The organism is Mesorhizobium sp. M0815, from assembly GCF_040319995.1.
Lineage (GTDB): Bacteria > Pseudomonadota > Alphaproteobacteria > Rhizobiales > Rhizobiaceae > Mesorhizobium.
In genome coordinates this window covers 161,198-179,409 of sequence record NZ_JAMYOU010000010.1, presented here as the reverse complement: position 1 = coordinate 179,409, position 18,212 = coordinate 161,198, and the positions used below count along the sequence as shown (strand labels likewise).

The 18,212-nt window shown below is 63.5% G+C and carries 15 protein-coding genes and 1 riboswitch; of the genes, 11 read left to right on the top strand and 4 right to left on the bottom strand.

What is annotated here, in order from left to right; all coding sequences use genetic code 11:
• The first annotated feature begins 144 nt into the window (after positions 1-144).
• Positions 145-1,110 carry a sugar-binding transcriptional regulator gene (locus tag NKI01_RS14225; protein ID WP_352482687.1) on the top strand — a complete coding sequence of 322 codons (966 nt, stop codon included), beginning with the start codon at positions 145-147 and terminating at the stop codon, positions 1,108-1,110.
• An 85-nt stretch (positions 1,111-1,195) separates the two neighbouring features.
• Positions 1,196-3,250, top strand: coding sequence for a bifunctional aldolase/short-chain dehydrogenase (locus NKI01_RS14220; protein ID WP_352482688.1), 2,055 nt, complete (start codon positions 1,196-1,198; stop codon positions 3,248-3,250).
• Between the two features lie 73 nt (positions 3,251-3,323).
• Here the strand turns inward: NKI01_RS14220 and NKI01_RS14215 are convergent, their stop codons facing one another.
• The 4 genes from NKI01_RS14215 to NKI01_RS14200 all read right to left on the bottom strand — a co-directional run bounded on the left by NKI01_RS14215 (position 3,324) and on the right by NKI01_RS14200 (position 8,009).
• Positions 3,324-4,169, bottom strand: a complete 846-nt coding sequence (locus NKI01_RS14215; protein ID WP_352963607.1) for an acyl-CoA thioester hydrolase/BAAT C-terminal domain-containing protein — start codon at positions 4,167-4,169, stop codon at positions 3,324-3,326.
• A gap of 147 nt (positions 4,170-4,316) precedes the next feature.
• A complete protein-coding gene (locus NKI01_RS14210) occupies positions 4,317-5,372 on the bottom strand; it encodes a substrate-binding domain-containing protein (protein WP_352482691.1) in 1,056 nt (351 codons plus the stop codon).
• A gap of 46 nt (positions 5,373-5,418) precedes the next feature.
• On the bottom strand, positions 5,419-6,414 hold the full coding sequence (locus tag NKI01_RS14205; protein WP_023716746.1) for an ABC transporter permease: 996 nt from the start codon (positions 6,412-6,414) through the stop codon (positions 5,419-5,421).
• A gap of 83 nt (positions 6,415-6,497) precedes the next feature.
• Positions 6,498-8,009, bottom strand: a complete 1,512-nt coding sequence (locus NKI01_RS14200; RefSeq protein ID WP_352963605.1) for a sugar ABC transporter ATP-binding protein — start codon at positions 8,007-8,009, stop codon at positions 6,498-6,500.
• Positions 8,010-8,146: 137 nt separating this feature from the next.
• Between NKI01_RS14200 and mtnK the strand changes: the two genes are divergently transcribed.
• The 9 genes from mtnK (at position 8,147) to NKI01_RS14155 (ending at position 18,209) form a co-directional block, all read left to right on the top strand.
• On the top strand, positions 8,147-9,418 hold the full coding sequence (mtnK, locus tag NKI01_RS14195) for an S-methyl-5-thioribose kinase (RefSeq protein ID WP_352963603.1): 1,272 nt from the start codon (positions 8,147-8,149) through the stop codon (positions 9,416-9,418).
• Entirely contained in the window at positions 9,415-10,509 is a 1,095-nt protein-coding gene (gene mtnA, locus NKI01_RS14190) for an S-methyl-5-thioribose-1-phosphate isomerase (protein WP_352963601.1), read from the top strand. The genes mtnK and mtnA overlap by 4 nt, the downstream gene beginning before the upstream one ends.
• A 183-nt stretch (positions 10,510-10,692) precedes the next feature.
• Complete coding sequence (locus NKI01_RS14185) at positions 10,693-11,577, top strand: helix-turn-helix domain-containing protein (RefSeq protein ID WP_352963625.1); 885 nt, start codon at positions 10,693-10,695, stop codon at positions 11,575-11,577.
• Positions 11,578-11,708: 131 nt separating this feature from the next.
• Positions 11,709-12,368 carry a 2Fe-2S iron-sulfur cluster-binding protein gene (locus NKI01_RS14180; RefSeq protein ID WP_352963598.1) on the top strand — a complete coding sequence of 220 codons (660 nt, stop codon included), beginning with the start codon at positions 11,709-11,711 and terminating at the stop codon, positions 12,366-12,368.
• 3 nt (positions 12,369-12,371) lie between these two features.
• Entirely contained in the window at positions 12,372-13,358 is a 987-nt protein-coding gene (locus tag NKI01_RS14175; RefSeq protein ID WP_352963596.1) for an FAD binding domain-containing protein, read from the top strand.
• Between the two features lie 71 nt (positions 13,359-13,429).
• Positions 13,430-13,900 (top strand): nuclear transport factor 2 family protein, encoded by a 471-nt coding sequence (locus NKI01_RS14170; protein ID WP_352963594.1) that lies wholly within the window; start codon positions 13,430-13,432, stop codon positions 13,898-13,900.
• A 98-nt stretch (positions 13,901-13,998) separates the two neighbouring features.
• A complete protein-coding gene (locus NKI01_RS14165) occupies positions 13,999-16,308 on the top strand; it encodes a xanthine dehydrogenase family protein molybdopterin-binding subunit (protein WP_352963592.1) in 2,310 nt (769 codons plus the stop codon).
• Between the two features lie 128 nt (positions 16,309-16,436).
• A riboswitch (FMN riboswitch) is annotated at positions 16,437-16,582 on the top strand.
• A 76-nt stretch (positions 16,583-16,658) separates the two neighbouring features.
• Positions 16,659-17,132 carry a 6,7-dimethyl-8-ribityllumazine synthase gene (locus NKI01_RS14160; RefSeq protein WP_023716737.1) on the top strand — a complete coding sequence of 158 codons (474 nt, stop codon included), beginning with the start codon at positions 16,659-16,661 and terminating at the stop codon, positions 17,130-17,132.
• 69 nt (positions 17,133-17,201) lie between these two features.
• Complete coding sequence (locus tag NKI01_RS14155; RefSeq protein WP_352963589.1) at positions 17,202-18,209, top strand: dihydroxyacetone kinase subunit DhaK; 1,008 nt, start codon at positions 17,202-17,204, stop codon at positions 18,207-18,209.
• The last annotated feature ends 3 nt before the right edge of the window (positions 18,210-18,212 follow it).

The window sequence follows — 18,212 nt, the reverse complement described above, 5'->3', positions numbered from 1 at the left end:
TCCGGCCCGTCACCACCAACGATGCCATCATAGACCGCGCTTGGCACAAGAATGGTCTAGATTCGGCGAGCGCAAGGGCATCTATGCCTTCCTCCCAATTTGACTTTTGTCGAGAGCCGTGACTAATGTCAGCGAGGAGATGGTATGGCGATCCGACCGGCAGAACAGCTTATCCACAAGGCCGCCTGGCTTTACTATGCACACGGCCTGCGCCAGGACCAGGTGGCCAGCCAACTCAAGATTTCCCGTGCCTCGGTGGCCATGTATCTGCGCAAGGCGCGCGAGACCGGCATCGTCAACATCTCCACCTCGACCCAGCTTTTCACCGACGACGTGCTGGCACGCAAGCTGGAAGACGCGCTTAAGCTCGACGCGGTCTGGATCGCGCCGGAAAACGGCTATGTCGCCGATCCGTCGACCGACATCGCGGTGCTGGCGGCAAGCGTCTTTCTTGAGTTGGTCAGGAAGGGCGACCGTATCGGCGTCGCCTGGGGGCGGACCATCTACACGATCGCCGACATCATGTCCTATGCCGACCTGCAGGACGTGACGGTGGTGCAGCTCTGCGGCAATCTGGGAGCACCCTATTCGTACCGGCCGGACCAATGCACCATGGAAATCGCGCGCCGGCTCAATGCCAAGGGGCTGAATTTTTACGCGCCGCTGGTGCTGACGACGGAAGAACTGGCACGCGGCCTGCGCGCCGAACCGGTGATCCGCGAGCAGTTGTCGGGTATCGGTGACTGCGACCTGGCGCTATACTCGGTTGGCTCGGTGGATACCGACAGCCATCTGGTCAAATGCGGCGCGCTGACGCCAAGCGAAATGGCTGCATTGCGCAAGGCGGGTGCAGCCGGCGTCATTGCCGGGCAGATCATCGATACCGAAGGCCAGGCGCTCGACTGCAGCTACAACCGCCGGCTGATTTCGGCAGAGCTGTCATCGCTGCGCCAGATCGAAAAGCGCCTTGTGGTGGTGCAGGAAGAGAGCAAGTTCGAACCGCTCGTCGCGGCGATCGCCGGCGGGCTCTGCACCCATCTCGTCGTCGGCGCGCGCATGGCGCGACGGCTGCTCGACCATGCCGGAGCAGTAGCAGAAAAGGTCGCCTGATACCTAGTTTCAGTCGCCGACGCATTGTCATCAGGGCGTCGCGGCATTCCTGTTCACAACAAAAGAGAAATCGGACGAAGCTGACATGAAGAACCTGTGGAATGACGGCGACGCGGAGAAGCTGGTCGCCGACTATGCAAAGAAGGGTGTGGCCCGCGACCTGGCGCTGCGCGTCTATACGACCAGGCTGCTGGGCGGCGAGCCGCGGCTCGTCCTGCATGGCGGCGGCAACACCTCGTGCAAGACCAAGGCCACCGATCTTGTCGGCGACGAATGGGACGTGCTCTGCGTCAAGGGCAGCGGCTGGGACATGGGCGTCATCGAGCCGCAGGGCCTGCCGGCGGTCAAGCTCGGCGCGCTGTTGAAGGCGCGGTCGCTCAAGAAGCTCTCCGACGAGGACATGGTCGCGCTGCAGCGGGCGAACCTGATCGATCCGTCCTCGCCCAACCCTTCGGTCGAGACGCTGCTGCACGCCTTCCTGCCGCACAAATTCGTTGACCACACGCATTCGACCGCAATCCTGGCCATCGTCGACCAGGAGGACAGCGAGGCGCTGAGCAGAAAAGTGTTCGGCGAGAAAATGGGGTTCGTGCCTTACATCATGCCGGGCTTCGATCTGGCGAAGGCTGCCGCCGATGTTTTCGACGCCGACCCGACGGTCGAAGGCCTGATCCTCGACAAGCACGGCATTTTCACCTTCGGCGACGATGCCAGGCAGGCCTATGACCGGATGATCCATTATGTGAACGTCGCCGAGGATTTCATCGCCAGCCACGGCAAGCCGCGCACCGAAAAAGCGGCCTTGCCGGCCAGATTGGCCAAGCCCGCGGACATTGCGCCGATGCTGCGCGGCGCGGTGGCGGTGGCACGCGGCGAAGGCCGCTTCGACCGCATGGTCAGCGATTTCCGCACCTCGGATGCGATCGTCGATTTCATCAATTCGGCTAGAATTGCCGACTATGCCGGACGCGGCGTGTCGACGCCCGACCTGTCGATCCGCATCAAGACCGGACCGATGGCACTGCCGGCGCCCGACGCGGACAATGTCGGCGACTACAAATCCGTCATCCGCCAGCATGTCGAAAAATTCGCCAAGGACTATCGCGCCTATTTCGAAACCAACGATGCGCTCGACGACGTGAAGCGCACCATGCTCGACACGATGCCACGGCTGACGCTGGTGCCCGGCCTCGGCATGTTCGGCCACGGCCGCACGCTCAAGGACGCGAAGATCGCCTCCGACGTCGGCGAAATGTGGATCGAGGCGGTACGCGGCGCCGAAGCCGTCGGCGATTTCCGCCCGCTCTCCAAAGCCGATCTGTTCCCGCTCGAATACTGGTCGCTGGAACAGGCCAAACTCGCCGCCAACAAGCCGAAGCCGCTGACCGGCCAGGTGGTACTGGTCACCGGCGGCGCCGGCGCGATCGGTGCTGCCACGGCAAAGCTATTCGCCGACAACGGTGCCCATGCGGTGGTCGTCGATGTCGACGGGTCAAGAGCTGCCGAGGCCGCCAAAAAAGCCGGTAACGGTTCGATCGGCATTGGCGCCGACATCACCGATCCGGAGCAGATGCGCGCTGCGTTCGACAAAGCCGTCGCCGTCTTCGGCGGCCTCGACATTCTCGTCTCCAATGCGGGCGCAGCCTGGGAGGGCCGGATCGGCGAGCTCGACGACGCCACTTTGCGCAAAAGTTTCGAACTCAATTTCTTCGCCCACCAGTCGGCGGCGCAGAATGCCGTGCGCATCATGCTCGAACAGGGCACCGGCGGCGTGCTGTTGTTCAATACCTCCAAGCAGGCGATCAATCCGGGACCGAAGTTCGGCGCTTACGGCATCCCGAAGGCGGCAACGCTGTTCATGTCCAGGCAATATGCGCTCGACTACGGCGCGCAAGGCATCCGCTCCAATGCCGTCAACGCCGACCGCATCCGTTCGGGGCTGTTGACCGACGCCATGATCGCCAGCCGCTCGGGCGCGCGCGGCGTATCGGAGAAGGAGTACATGTCCGGCAACCTGCTCGGGCAGGAAGTGACGGCCGAAGACGTCGCCCAGGCCTTTCTGCATCAAGCGCTGGCCGATCGGACCACAGCCGATGTGACGACGGTCGACGGCGGCAACATCGCGGCGGCGCTGCGGTAGGCGGAACCGGCCGAGACAGGCACGCAACTCGGAATTTTGCGACACGGCCATGGAAGGCATTCTCGAACTGCTACTACAGCAGGCCTCGGATGCCTTCCCAAGCCTTTCTGCCCAGCTTTGAATCGGCCTCGTCATTGCCTCCATGTGCGTGCAATGTCGAGCGTGGTGTGCTCTCGCCTGGCAACAGAATGCGGTGTCCCGCATCCGGCGACGAAATGAGATGAGTGACCTTACCTGCTTCGCCGCGCCGCCTAATAATATCTCGGGCGAACGATAGGGAAGGCCACAGCGCATCGTTGCCACCGGCGACAAGCAGAAGCTCGGCCGATATGGTCTCAACGGGGATGGTCGCCGCATTCGATTCGCTCTTGAAGGTTTTCAAACAGCATTCGAAAAGCCCTCTGTAAGATACCAGGCCATCCACATACTCTCGTGTCCAATCTGGATCTGCCGGCACAAACGGCAACGCGATACCGTTGAGCGACCATGAGGATCGTTCAGGCCAACTGGCACCATCCCGGCCCGCACCGATATTCCCCCAAACTACCGATGACGGGCTGATCGCGACCACCGCGTTGATTCGCTGGTCATGGACCGCGGCAAGCAATGAGGCCTCGGCACCTTTGGATGTGCCGACATAAACGATGCGACGGCACCCTGTTTCAATGAGATAGTCTGTTGCTGCAAAGAACGTTTCCAGGGGAATTTCACATATTCCCGGAATCTGGCCCTCGCCGCCAAACCACTGCAACGCCAAGGCCGACGTACCGGCATCTGTAAAAAGCCGCGCGCGCCCGACATCAACACGACCACTCGATCCACCCAACACCACAACGCCCGTGGTGGCCTGCGAGCGTCGAAAAAATGTTCCAGCGACGGCGCCGGCAAGACTTTCCTCTACTACCGCCCGCACCTCCATGTACCCGCTGAATCCTGATTTCAATCGGCATGCAAAACCGGAGACTGCGACAATTGAAATTCGGCAGCCCGGCGCCAGACATCTTCGACAAAAAAACCACCTGCAGCAAGCTGCTGCAGGCGGCTATTGTTTTGCTCGTGTCGAAAGTTACTTCGCGTTCGGGTTCGGCATCCAGGCCGGCATGGCGACATCGGCATGGGCGAATTGCGGCAGCTTGGCCGAGAGGTCCTCCATGTTCTTGATCTCCTTGTCGAGCAGGTCCTTCTGGGTGATCAGCGTCGGTGGCACAATGACGTTATGGCCGGGGTCTTCGCCGGCCAAGAGCTGCGCCAGCGCACGCACCGAGACCTGACCGACGACGGCCGGGTTGGTGGCGGCGGTTGCCGCCCAGGCGCTGTCGGGCTCGCGCATCGCGGCGATGTCGGAGGTCGATATGTCGGCCGAATAGATTTTGATGTCCTTGTTCAGCCCGGCCTCGTCGACGGCGATCTTTACACCCTTGGCGAATTCGTCATAGGGCGCGAACATCACCTTGATGTCGGGATGAGCCGACAACACCGAGCGAGCCTGGTTGGCAACCGAATTGGCGATCGGATTGTCGAGCGTGCCGAACATGGCGGCTTCGTTGATGCCCGAATATTTCTTCTTGAATTCGACCCAGGTCTCGTTGCGGCGATCGAGCGGGGCGATGCCGGCGACATAGACATAGCCGGCCTTCCAGCTCTCGCCATTGTCTTTGACCGCCTGTTCGAGCGCCAGGCGCGCGAGGTCGCGGTCGGACTGTTCGATCTGCGGGATCTTGGGGTTTTCGACATTGACGTCGAAGGCGACGACCTTGATGCCGGCATCGACGGCACGCTGGGCGGCGTCCTTCATCGATTCCGTCAATCCGTGCTGGATGATGATGCCCTGGACGCCGAGCGCGATGGCCTGGTCGACCATGTCCGCCTGAAGCGCCGCGTCCTGACGGCTGTCGAGCACGCGCAGGTCGACGCCGAGCGCCTTGGCCTGCGCCTCAACGCCGGAGAGATAGGCCTGGAAGAAGTCGCCGGTCGAGAGATAGCGGACCAGCGCGATCTTGACGGCACCCGGCTTGTCGAACGGCGCCGGCCTGTCCTGCGCAATTGCCGGCAACTGCATCAGCAATGTTGCGCCGGCAAGCCCGAGCGCTGCTTTCCCCAAAAGTCTTCTTGTGATGTTCACGTCGTTTCCTCCACTTGTTGAACCCAAAATGTGACCCGGTCGAACCCTATCTCCTGCCCCTGCCGGACAGGGCGAAGGTGAAGACAAGGGCGACCACGAGAACCACGCCCTTGACGAAATCCTGCGTGTAGTAAGGCGCGTTCATCATCGTCAGGCCCTGCAGCAGCACGCCGACAAACACCGCGCCGACGGCCGTGCCGAAGGCGTTCGGTTTGGCGGCGCCGAGAACCGCGTAACCGATGAGTGCCGCAGCCACCGCGTCGAGCAACAGATTATTACCCGAGGCGATGTCGCCGCGTCCAAGCCGGGCGGCAAGCAAAATGCCGCCGATCGAGGCAAAAACCCCAGAAATAACGTAGGCCCAGATTTTGTATGCCTTGACAGGCGCGCCGGCGAGTTCGGCAGCGCGCTCGTTGCTGCCGACGGCGTACATCATGCGGCCGAAACGGGTGTATTCGAGAAAGAACCAGATCAGCACCGCCAGCACGAGCAGGACGACGACCGACACCGGAATGAGGTTCGGGATGAAGAAATCGAAGCGATGGCGGCCAAGCGCCAGGAACGCGGCGCCGAAGCTGCCGTTGGCGACCGAGCCGTCGGGCATGGTCATGCCGGTGGCGATCGAACGGCCCTCGGTAGGGATGCGCTGCAGGCCGACGAGCAGGAACATCATGCCGAGCGTCGCCAAAAGGTCCGGCACCCGCATATAGACGATCAGCCAGCCATTGATGAGGCCGACAACGGCGCCGATCACAAGACAGGCGACGACCGCCACGACGGCATTCTGCTCCAGCACCACCATGACGTAGGCAGCCGCCATCATGGCGCTGGTGGCGACCGAGCCGATCGACAAGTCGAAGCCGCCGACGACCAGCGTGGCGGTGACGCCGAGCGCCAGAACGCCGGTGATGGCGACCGACTGGAAGATGAAGACGGCGCTTTGCGGCGACACGAAGCCATCGGCGGCAATGGCGAAATAGGCGATCAGACCGAACAACAGGACGATGAAGCCATACCGGATGGCACGGTCGCGCAGGATCATTCAGCGCTCCCGCACGCTGGCACTGTCTTTACCCAACCTGAACTCATGCCCTCTCCATTCCAATTCTCATCGTCTTCCTGCCGTCAGGCTGCGCTGTGCAACGGCCCGCCCGCCACTTCGGCCAGCAGCCGCTCGAGATCGACATCGGTGTTGCGGTGCTCGCCGACGATCGTCTGCTCCGACATCACCAGAATGCGATCGGCCGTCTCCAGGGCTTCGTCCAGTTCGGTGACGAACAGCAGCGTCGCGCGGCCGCTGGCGCTGGCCCGCAGCTTGGCAGCGATATCGCGCCTAGCCGAAATGTCGACGCCCTGAAACGGCTCGTCGAGGATGAAAAGCCTTGCGGTCTGCGACATCCAGCGGGCGACCATCACCTTCTGCTGATTGCCGCCCGAAAGCGACGACATCTCGTCCTTCTCCGAGCGGCAGACGATGCCGAGTTCCTGGATCTGCCGGCGGGCAATGGCGCGTTCGATGCGGCGCTTGAGGACGCCGAGACGCGACATGCGCCTGTGGAACGGCAGGCTGATATTTTCCTGGATGTTGAAGCCGCCGACGATGCCGTTCTCGCCCCGGTCCTTGGCGACGAGAAACACGCCGGCGGCAATCGCTTCGCCGGTCGACGCCGGAGCATAGGGTTTCCCGTTCAGCACCATGGTCCCGGACAGCGGCTGGCGCAAACCGAACAGCGTCTCGGCCAGCGCGGTCTTGCCGACGCCGACGAGGCCGGTGATGGCGACGACCTCGCCGTCGCCGAGCGTCAGCGAAATCGGCCTGGCGCCTTCGGCAATCCGCAAACCGTCGGCAGTAAAAATTGCTTTGGCCGAATTCCTGGCGACGATCCGCTCGAGTTGGATCTTGCGGCCGAGCATGGCGTTGACCGCACCTTCAAAATCCAGCGGCTTCCTGTCGAAGATGCCTGAGATGACCCCATCGCGCATCGAAATGATGCGGTCGGCAAGCCGTCTGATGTCAGACATACGGTGCGAAATGTAGAGAATGGCTACGCCTTGCTGGCGAAGCCGGTCGAGCAATGCGAACAGCCGGTCGGCTTCGGCACTGGACAGCGAGGAGGTCGGCTCGTCGAGGATCAGCACTTTCGGCCGGTGCGCCATGGCGCGGGCGATCGCCACCATCTGACGATCGGCCAGCGAGAGATGGCTGATGCGGGCCTTGAGGTCGATGGCCAGCCCCATGCGGTTGGCAACCGCCTTGGCCTCACGGCGCACCCGGCCCGGCTTGAATAGCGTCGGCACGCCGCTGCCGCTCAGCCTGTCGAGGGTGAGGTTGGTTGCGACGTCGAGGTCGGCGACGACGCCGTCATTGATGTTCTGGTGGACGGTGACGACGCCGGCGCGGATCGCCTCGGCCGGCGTTCTCGGCACAAAGTCCTGACCGGCAAGCGACATCGAGCCGCCGCCATGGTCGTAGACGCCGCTGATGATCTTGACGAGGGTGGATTTGCCGGCGCCGTTGGCACCCATCAGCACGGTCACTTCGCCGGCATGCAATTCGAGCGAGACGCCGCCAAGCACCTCGATATGGCCAAAGGATTTCCTCAGGCCGTCGACGCGGAACACGGCATCATTGCCCATTCGTTCCTCCCTGACCGTGACGCTATGGGCTATATATCGGCAATTGTCAACACGATTGACAATTGCCAGCAGGCTTCCTAGCTTGGCCCGACCGCCATGACTCCGCTATCATCGGAGCACATAAGCGGGAGGTGAGGATGACTGGAAAATCGCCGTTCGAAGCACTGTCGGTCGAGACACTGGCGGGCCGTCTCGGTGCCAACGAGGCCCTTTGTTCGCAGATCGGCAAGGATACGAGCCACTGGAAGGTTCGTGAAGTCGGCGACGGCAATCTGAACCTGGTGTTCATTGTCGAGGGTGCTGAGGGTGCGGCCGTGGTCAAGCAGGCCCTGCCCTACGTCCGGCTGGTCGGCGACAGCTGGCCGCTGCCGTTGAAACGCTCCTTTTTCGAATATCATGCGCTGACGCGGCAACAGGCGCGGGCGCCGGGTTCCGTGCCTGATATCTATCACTTCGACGAAGGCCAGGCGCTGATCATCATGGAATATCTGTCGCCGCACATTATCCTGCGGCGGGCGCTGATCGAGGGCCGGCAACTGCCCAACATCGCGAAAGACATCGGCCTGTTCATGGCCCGCACGCTGTTTCGCGGCTCCGACCTGCATATGGCGACCAAGGACCGCAAGGCCGATCTGGCGCTGTTCGCCGACAATGTCGAACTCTGCGACATCACCGAGAACCTGGTTTTCTCGGACCCGTATTTCGATGCCAAGATGAACCGGCACACCAGCCCGCAGCTCGATGGCATTGTCGCCGAACTGCGCGCCGACCGCGACCTCAAGGTCGAGGCGCAGCGGATGAAGCACCTCTTCGCCGCCAATGCCGAGACGCTGCTGCATGGCGACCTGCATTCCGGCTCGATCATGGTCACCGACACCGAAACGCGGATGATCGACCCCGAATTCGCCTTCTACGGGCCGATCGCCTTCGATGTCGGCATGCTGCTCGCCAATTTCTGGATGGCGTTCTTCTCGCAGCGCGGCCATGAGCAGAATGGCAAGCGCGACGCCATGCGCGCATATCTGCTCGACGTCACGGTCGAGACATGGTCGGCATTCCGCGCCGAGTTCTCGCATCTGTGGCGAACCGAGCGTGACGGCATGCTCTACCAGAAGAGCCTGTTCGAGGATCAGGGCGACAGTCTTGGCGCCGAGCAGGCGCTCGACCACATGCTGCATTCGATCTGGACCGATCTGCTCGGCTTTGCCGGCGTCGAGGTTCACCGGCGAATTCTCGGACTTGCCCACAATGCCGATTTCGAGACCATTGCCGATCAGGATCTGCGCGCCAGATGTGAGGCAAAGGCGCTGAAATTCGGCCGTCACCTCGCCGTCAACCGGCGCCAGATCCACAGCATCGACGAGGTCAACCAGTTGGCCGCGCTGATCGAACGGGAGAGCAGGATTTGAACGTCGGCGACCGCCACTACCGCACCATCTGGCCGAGTGACGACGGGCGTTCGGTGGAAATCATCGACCAGCGCTGGCTGCCGCATGATTTCCGCATCGAAAAGATCGATACCGTCGCCGGCATCGCCACGGCAATCCGCGACATGTGGGTGCGCGGGGCGCCGCTGATCGGCGTCACCGCCGCCTATGGCGTCGCCATGCAGATGGCCGACGATCCGTCGGACGCGGCGCTCGACGCCGTCTGGGCAACCCTGCACGAAACGCGCCCGACGGCGATCAATTTGCGCTGGGCGCTGAATGAAATGCAGCGCTTCCTGCTGGCGCTTCCCCTGGCAGAACGTGCCGCAGCCGCCTATCGGCGTGCCGGCAAGATCGCCGACGAGGATGTCGGCCTCAACCGCGCCATCGGCGCCCATGGGCTCGAAATCATCAAGGTGATCGCGGCGCGCAAGCAGCCGGGCGAACCGGTCAACATCCTGACCCACTGCAATGCCGGCTGGCTGGCCACCGTCGACTACGGCACCGCCACCGCGCCGATCTATCTGGCGACGGAAGCCGGCATTCCAGTCCACGTCTATGTCGACGAAACGCGACCGCGCAACCAGGGCGCCCAATTGACCGCCTGGGAGATGGCCGGCCACGGCGTGCCGCACACGCTGATCGTCGACAATGCCGGCGGCCATCTGATGCAGCGCGGCCAGGTCGACATGGTCGTCGTCGGCACCGACAGGACCACCGCCGACGGCGATGTCTGCAACAAGATCGGTACCTATCTCAAGGCACTGGCCGCCGCCGACAACGACGTGCCGTTCTATGTCGCGCTGCCGTCGCCGACGATCGACTGGACAGTGGGGGACGGGTTGGCCGAAATCCCGATCGAGCAGCGTTCGCCCGACGAGGTCTCGCTGGTCTGGGGCAAGACCGCTTCCGGCGAGATTGCCCAGGTCCGCGTGTCGCCGGAAGCCACGCCGGCGGCCAACCCTGCCTTCGACGTGACGCCGGCGCGGCTGGTCACCGGCTTGATCACCGAACGCGGCGTCGCCACGGCCTCGCGCGAAGGCCTGAAGGCGATGTTTCCCGAGCGCGGATGATCCGCTTTGGAGTGCCAGGAGGAGCCCTGGATTTTGCCTGATCTCACGATTTCTTGAACACGGCGCGGTTAAAAACGTCCGTTGCCTGTCCCAGATGGACGGTCGTATGCGTAGCGGCGGGGCGGCGCAACGCTCAAGCCGGGGCTGACCACGGCTCGGCGAGTGAACCAGCGGGATGCCGCGATGTCATTCAGACCGCTGCTTGGTGACGGACGGGTTCGGAGCCAGGAGGAAAAGTCGGAGCCCCTGCAAACCGCGTCATGGGTCAGCTCCTCGATCGTTTTCGACAACCGGCGGTGGGCGTGCCGGGAGGCGGAGCTCCGCTGGACAGCCCCTCATCATCTGATCGTGCTGACCGAAGAAGGCGGCACGTCCCATACGTCTATCCGGCACGAGGCAAGATCCCTCTACGACGGAATGGATCGTCCCGGAGCCCTCACCTTCGTCCCGGCAGGCGCGGAGCGACAGGGCCTCTATCGCGATGTAAACCTCTCATATTCAGCCCTGTGGATCGATCCCGATATCGGGCTTCCCGGATGCGAACGCCTGAGGAACCTGCCGATACTGGTAAACAAGAAGGACGCGGTCGTCGCCACGCTGCTGAGTTCGCTTCGCGACGAGATGGCCCTCGGTCACAAGCCGGACACTGCCTATGTCGAGCATCTGGTGGCCCTCGTCAGCCTCCGCGTGGCCAACCTGAGCCGGGAGCAACAGCCGCTCGTACGTCACGGCTGTCTCAGCCGCCGAGCACTTGGTCGAGTTCGGGATTATATCGATGCACGTATGAATTCCGACATTTCGCTAAGCGAGCTTGCAGCTGTCGCCGACTTGGCCGTCGACAGTTTTGCGCGGCGCTTCAAGGCGACGACCGGTCTTGCCCCCTATGCCTATGTAATCGAGGAACGGGTGCGGCGAGCGGAGGCACTGTTGCGCGAAACGGGTTTGTCGATCAGTACCATTGCCTTTCGGCTCGGCTTTTCAAGCCAGAGCCACTTCACCACGACGTTCCGGCGTCTCAGGGGCATGACGCCTCGTGCCTATCGGGTGAATTCTTCTCCAGAATCCTGATAGTGCCGCCGGTTTCTTGAAAGAAAGCCGCTGCGTGCGCCCCCACCTCCAGTGTCGATGACCGAACCCGAGGGTCCGCTGTCGGGGTCAAATTGCCGTCTGCGTCCTTCATTGCGACTGGGAGATCTTGCATGGCCAAAACAGACAACAGGAGGGGGCCAACGCGTCGAACCGTGTTGGAGGGCGGGGTGGCGACCGGGGTGCTCCTGGCTACCGGGATACCGGTCGGCGCCGAGCCGGCCGACACCGTCACGGCGACGGCATCGGCCACGCCGGTACCGACGATGCCGATATCGTTGCGGATCAACGCGAAGGACCTTGCCGTCGAACTCGACCCGCGGACGACGCTGCTCGATGCCCTGCGCAACCATCTCGGCCTCACCGGCTCGAAGAAGGGCTGCGATCACGGCCAGTGCGGCGCATGCACGGTGCTTGTCGATGGACGCCGGATCAATTCCTGCCTGACGCTTGCCGCAATGCATGATGGCGACGAGATCACCACGGTCGAGGGCCTTGCCGAGGGTGACCGGCTGGATCCGGTGCAGGCCGCCTTCATCGCCCGCGACGGTTTCCAGTGCGGCTACTGTACGCCAGGCCAGATCTGCTCGGCGGTCGGTATGCTGGGCGAAGCCAAGGCCGGCTGGCCGAGCCATGCGAGCGCCGACGTGGCAGCGGCTTCCGTCGCTCTCAGCGATGCCGAGATCCGCGAGCGGATGAGCGGCAACATCTGCCGTTGTGCCGCTTATCCGAACATCGTCGCTGCAATCCGCGACGCGGCAGAGGAGGCATGAGCAATGCAGTCCTTCACTTATGAACGTGCAACGAGTGCCCAGCAGGCGGCCGCCGCGGTCGCGGCCCGGCCGGACGCCAAGTTCATCAGCGGCGGCACCAACCTGCTCGACCTGATGAAGCTCGATATCGAGCGCCCAGCGCATCTCGTCGACATCAGCCGGCTGCCGCTTGATCGGATCGAGGAGACGGCAGAAGGCGGGCTTCGGGTCGGCGCCCAGGTCCGCAACAGCGATCTTGCCGCCGACCCGCGGGTGAGGTCCCGCTATCCGATGCTCACACAAGCGCTGCTGGCGGGAGCGTCCGGCCAGATACGCAACAAGGCTTCGACCAGCGGCAATCTCCTGCAACGCACGCGCTGCCCCTACTTCTACGACCGCAACATGCCCTGCAACAAGCGCCAGCCGGGTTCGGGCTGCGCGGCGCTTCAAGGCTTCAACCGCATGCACGCTGTACTGGGCGCGAGCGAAGCCTGCATCGCGGTCCATCCTTCGGACATGGCGGTCGCCATGTCCAGGCTCGACGCAATGATCGAGACTATATCGGCCGGCGGGGAGAGCCGCACGATCCCGATCGGCGATTTCCATCGATTGCCCGAGACGATGCCCGACGTGGAGACGGTGCTCGGCCACGGCGAAATGGTCGTCGCCGTTACCCTGCCGCCGCCACCACCAGGCCGGCAGCTTTACCGCAAGGTGCGCGACCGTGCTTCCTACGCCTTCGCACTGGTGTCGGTGGCAGCAATCGTCGAAAAAAGCGGCGACCGTATCCGAAGCGCTCGGATCGCCATTGGCGGCGTGGCCGCGAAGCCCTGGCGCGCGACGGAGGCGGAGCGCGAGCTCATCGGAGCGCCAGCGTCCGACGGTGCCTTTACCGACGCGGCCGAAGCCGCGCTCGCCGGAGCCGTCGGGCATGGCGGCAATGATTTCAAGATCCCGCTGGCGAAACGGACGATGCGGCACACGCTCGCTGCTGCCGTCAAACGTGCGTGAGGTGATGCGATGACAGAGACGACGACCGCGAACAGCGGTTCCCGGATGCAGGCGCCGAGCAGGAGATCGATATGAAACTCACGCGACGCGCCGTTGCCGCCGCGGGTGGCGGCCTTTTTGTTTCTGCCGCCGCAGCTTGGGGCGCCACATCCGACCCGGGAGCTCGTCACGTGCTCGAGGCCGCCGTCGACGCCTTCTTTGCCGGCTGGGCCTCCGGCGACTGGACGGCATTCCTTGATTGTTGCGATGAGACGATGACCTTCCAATTCCCTGTCGGCGAGCAACGAGGCCGATACGGACCGCCAGAAGGCAAGCCGGCACTCGCAGCCTGGACCGCCGCGCATCAAGCGCAAGGAAACAGGATCACGAAATCGACCGTCGATCTCAAGCTCTTCGCCGCCGACTGGGTCATCGTCTGCGATCGCGGGAGCGGGACAATCAGCGGCGCGCCCTACACTGGCCTGCATGCGATCTTCATGCGCGCCGGCCCGACAGGGAAGCTGGTCGAGTTTCGCGAGTATTTCGGCGAGATCGCCGCGTGAGCTCCGGCCGCTGCGCGACGAACATGAAGGTGCGAGGAAAGAGGCGTCGTCGCGGCCTCGATGCTTCCGAACTCCAAATGAAAATCTTTAGGTGACTTATGAACGAGACCATACCCGGACTGCCCGGCTCCGCCACCCATTCAAGAGTGAAACCGCGTCCCGGTGCTGGCATCATCGGGAGGCCGATCGACCGCATCGACGGTCCGCTCAAAGTGACGGGCGGCGCCACATACGCTTACGAGAATGAGCTGGATGGTACAGCCTATGGCTACATTCTCGGCGCCGCCGTCGCCAAGGGCCGCATCGCCGAGATCGACACGACCGAAGCCGAACGGGCGCCGGCAGTGCTGCTCGTCATGACGCACCGCAATGCGCCGGCCCAGCCGGATTTCGGCCCGGCGGTCACGCCGACGGTGCCGGAGGTCTTCACCCGCGCCCGGCCTGCGCTCAACAGCGATCGGGTGCGGTATTACGACGAGCCGGTCGCGCTGGTCGTTGCGGAGACATTCGAGGCGGCACGCGCTGCTGCGGGCCTCATCAGAGTGCGCTACGACGAGGAGCCGGGCCTCTACGATCTACCGGGACATATCGCCGACTCCTACGCGCCAAAGCGGACCAATGCCGGCTTCGAGACCGACAGCGTGGTCGGCGACTTCGAGCGCGCCTTTGCGACGGCGCCGATCAAGATCGATGCCACTTACGGGACCCCCTTCGAACATCACAATCCGATGGAGCCGCATGCGACGCTCGCCGCCTGGTCAGGCAACGAGCTGACGATCCGTACATCGGCGCAGACCCTCGCGAACTTCCGGGCCGGCGTCGCCAGCACGCTTCGCATCCCGCTCGAGCGGGTGCGCATCGTGAGCCCTTTCACCGGCGGGGGCTTCGGCTCCAAGCTGATTGCCCATGCCGATACGATCCTGGCCGCACTTGCAGCGCAGGTCCTGCAGCGCCCCGTGAAGATCGCGCTGACGCGGCAACAGATGTTCGCCAATGCCGGTCACCGTGCAGAGATGATCCAACAGGTACGTCTCGGCGCGGATACCGATGGGCGGCTCACCGGGATCGCGCACGATGTCTGGTCCGCGACGTCCAGCTTCGAGGAGTACTGCGAACAAACGGCAGTTTTTGCGCGCTCGCTCTATGCGGCGCCGAACCGTCTCACCCGCCATCGCCTGGTTCCGCTGGACATCAACCGCGGCGAATGGATGCGCTCGCCCGGCGAAGCGCCCGGCATGCTGGCTTTCGAATGCGCAGTGGATGAGCTCGCCGAGCGGGTCGGCCTGGACCCGATCGAACTCAGGATCCGCAACGAACCGGCTCAGGATCCCGAGCGCGAAGTGCCGTTCTCCACCCGCAATCTCGTCGCCTGCATGGAGGAAGGCGCCCGCCGTTTCGGTTGGGAGCGGAGAAACCCGACACCGGGCCGCACCCGGGAGGGCCGGAAGCTCATCGGCTACGGCATGGCGGCGGCGATCCGTCCGAACTACATCGGCGCGGCGACGGCGCGGGTTGCGATCGACCGGGACGGTCGGGTGACGGCGCGGCTCGACATGACCGACATTGGGACCGGCACCTATACGATCCTGACCCAGATTGCTGCCGAGAGCCTCGGCGTGCCGATCTCGTCCGTCAAGGTGGAGCTCGGCGACAGCCGCTTCCCGCGTACCGCCGGCTCCGGCGGGTCCTGGGGCGCGGCGAGCGCGGGTTCGGCCCTGTATAATGCGTGCAACGCCCTCAAAGGACGGATCCTGGACGCGGCGCAGTCGAGCGAAGCGTCACCGTTGCGCGGCGCGAACGCCACCGAGGCAAACTTTGCCGACAGCGAGGTCAGGATCGGCCAGCGATCGGCGAGCCTGGCCGATCTCATCGGGAGGATCGCTCCCGACGGGTTCGAGGCCGAAGGCTCCGTAGCCGCAGGCGCCACCACCGAGTCGTACAAGACTTATTCGCAGCATTCGTACGGAGCGCATTTCGCCAAGGTCGCTGTCGATTGCGACACCGGTGAAATCCGCATGCGCCGGATGCTGACTGTGGTCGGCGCGGGCCGTATCCTCAACCCCAAGACTGCACGCTCGCAAATCATCGGCGGCATGACCTGGGGGATCGGTGCGGCGCTGATGGAGCAGACGGTGCTCGATCCGCGCTATGGCCACTTCGTCAATCACGATCTTGCCGAATATCACGTCCCGGTCAATGGCGACGTCCCCGAGATGGAAGTCGTCTTCCTCGAGGAAGATGACGACAAGGCCAATCCACTTGGCGCGAAGGGTCTCGGCGAGCTCGGCGTCTGCGGTGCGGGGGCTGCCGTCGCCAACGCCATTTACAACGCGACCGGAGTGCGTGTGCGTGAATTTCCCATCACCTTGGACAAGGTGCTGCCTGCCTTGCCCGTGATCGCCATTTGACGCTGCGACGTATCAGCGCCTCCCTCGCCCTCAAGGGTGACCAAGTCGGAACGGATGGCCATTTCTGCGCCATCCGCGACGACGTCGGTGGTTGACAGCGTTATCCGGCCCTTCCATACAAACGCCGTCAATGTTCTCAGGGCGGGGTGAAAGTCCCCACCGGCGGTAAGGGTCTCGGCCAAGCCCGCGAGCGCTTTCCGGACTACCGGAAAGGTCAGCAGATTCGGTGTGATTCCGGAGCCGACGGTTACAGTCCGGATGAAAGAGAACGAATGGAAGACGGTCCGCCTTCGCGGTTCGGACTCCGTATCGTGCGTCCTGATTCTGGTTCGAAACGGAAGGATGGACCCATGAATCAGCATTCCCAGAACGACTATGAAACGATCCGCGTTGCCGTCATTCGGGCGCGCTGGCACGCCGATATCGTCGACCAATGCGTTGAAGCATTCGAGGCGGAACTGGCGGTTGTCGGGGAGAAACGCTTTGCCGTCGATGTCTTCGATGTGCCGGGCGCCTTTGAGATTCCCCTGCATGCAAAAACGCTTGCCGAGACCGGCCGCTATGCCGCTATCCTCGGCGCCGCGTTCGTCGTCAATGGCGGCATCTACCGGCATGAGTTCGTGGCGAGCGCGGTCATCGACGGCATGATGAACGTGCAATTGTCGACTGGCGTGCCGGTGCTGTCGGCGGTGCTGACGCCGCACAACTACCATGACAGCGCTGACCATCACCGCTTCTTCTTCGAGCATTTCAGGGTCAAGGGCAAAGAGGCGGCCAGCGCCTGCGTGCAACTGCTGGCGACACGCGAACGCATCGCGGCGTGAAATCTCCGCCGCCGGGTGGAAATCCCGGTAAGGCGCTGTAGTATCTCACGAAAACCAGGGAGGATGCCGGTGCAGACCAAGAAGATCATCAATGACGGCAACCGCTCCGTCGACGAGATGCTGGAGGGCATTCTGGCCGCGCATCCGCGCCATCTCAGACGTGCGGACGGCAGCCCCCGCTCCATCGTCGCCCGCGACGGGCCACGCCCCGGCAAGGTCGGCCTCGTCATCGGTGGTGGCTCGGGCCACGAGCCGACCTTCCTCGGCTTCGTCGGCAAGGGGCTTGCCGACGCGGCCGCGATCGGCAACGTTTTTGCCTCGCCGCCGCCGGACCCGATTCTTGAATGCGCCAAGGCGGCCAGCGGCGGTGCTGGCGTGCTATTCATGTACGGCAACTATGCCGGCGACGTGATGAATTTCGACATGGCCGCCGAAATAGCGGCAATGGACAACATCGAAGTGCGCACCGTTCTGACCACCGACGATGTCGCCTCGGCGCCGCGCGACCAGAGACAGAAGCGGCGCGGCGTCGCCGGCAATTTCTTCATCTTCAAGGCTGTCGGTGCCGCATGCGACCGGATGCTGTCATTCGATGAATGCGAGCGTATCGCCAGGAAGGCCAACGATCAGACGTTCACTATGGGCGTGGCGCTTTCGCCCTGTTCGCTGCCGCAGACCCGCCGGCCGAATTTCGAGATCGGACCGGACGAGATGGAGATCGGCATGGGCATCCATGGCGAGCCGGGCACCGCGCGTGGAAAACTAAAGACGGCCGACGAGATCACCGACGAGATGCTGGACAAGATCCTAGACGAGATGGCGCCGACGCGCGGCGACAAGGTCGCCGTGCTGGTCAATTCGCTCGGTTCGACGCCGCTGATGGAGCTCTACATCATGAACCGGCGGGTCAAGCAGAGGCTCGACGACATCGGCGTTTCCGTCCACGCGACCTGGGTCGGCAATTATTGCACCTCGCTCGAAATGGCCGGCGCCTCAGTGACGCTGATGCATCTCGACGGCGAATTGCAGGAGATGCTCGACCATCCCTGCGACTGCGCCATGTTCCGCGCCGGCTGAGAA

What these genes read in the sequence shown, in the direction of transcription:
- NKI01_RS14170 (WP_352963594.1), top strand. Translation starts at nt 13,430, where the DNA reads ATGAAACTCACGCGACGCGCCGTTGCCGCCGCGGGTGGCGGCCTTTTT.
- NKI01_RS14220 (WP_352482688.1), top strand. Translation starts at nt 1,196, where the DNA reads ATGAAGAACCTGTGGAATGACGGCGACGCGGAGAAGCTGGTCGCCGAC.
- NKI01_RS14165 (WP_352963592.1), top strand. Translation starts at nt 13,999, where the DNA reads ATGAACGAGACCATACCCGGACTGCCCGGCTCCGCCACCCATTCAAGA.
- NKI01_RS14225 (WP_352482687.1), top strand. Translation starts at nt 145, where the DNA reads ATGGCGATCCGACCGGCAGAACAGCTTATCCACAAGGCCGCCTGGCTT.
- NKI01_RS14160 (WP_023716737.1), top strand. Translation starts at nt 16,659, where the DNA reads ATGAATCAGCATTCCCAGAACGACTATGAAACGATCCGCGTTGCCGTC.
- NKI01_RS14185 (WP_352963625.1), top strand. Translation starts at nt 10,693, where the DNA reads ATGTCATTCAGACCGCTGCTTGGTGACGGACGGGTTCGGAGCCAGGAG.
- NKI01_RS14200 (WP_352963605.1), bottom strand. Translation starts at nt 8,009, where the DNA reads ATGGGCAATGATGCCGTGTTCCGCGTCGACGGCCTGAGGAAATCCTTT.
- mtnK (WP_352963603.1), top strand. Translation starts at nt 8,147, where the DNA reads ATGACTGGAAAATCGCCGTTCGAAGCACTGTCGGTCGAGACACTGGCG.
- NKI01_RS14215 (WP_352963607.1), bottom strand. Translation starts at nt 4,169, where the DNA reads ATGGAGGTGCGGGCGGTAGTAGAGGAAAGTCTTGCCGGCGCCGTCGCT.
- NKI01_RS14180 (WP_352963598.1), top strand. Translation starts at nt 11,709, where the DNA reads ATGGCCAAAACAGACAACAGGAGGGGGCCAACGCGTCGAACCGTGTTG.
- NKI01_RS14175 (WP_352963596.1), top strand. Translation starts at nt 12,372, where the DNA reads ATGCAGTCCTTCACTTATGAACGTGCAACGAGTGCCCAGCAGGCGGCC.
- NKI01_RS14205 (WP_023716746.1), bottom strand. Translation starts at nt 6,414, where the DNA reads ATGATCCTGCGCGACCGTGCCATCCGGTATGGCTTCATCGTCCTGTTG.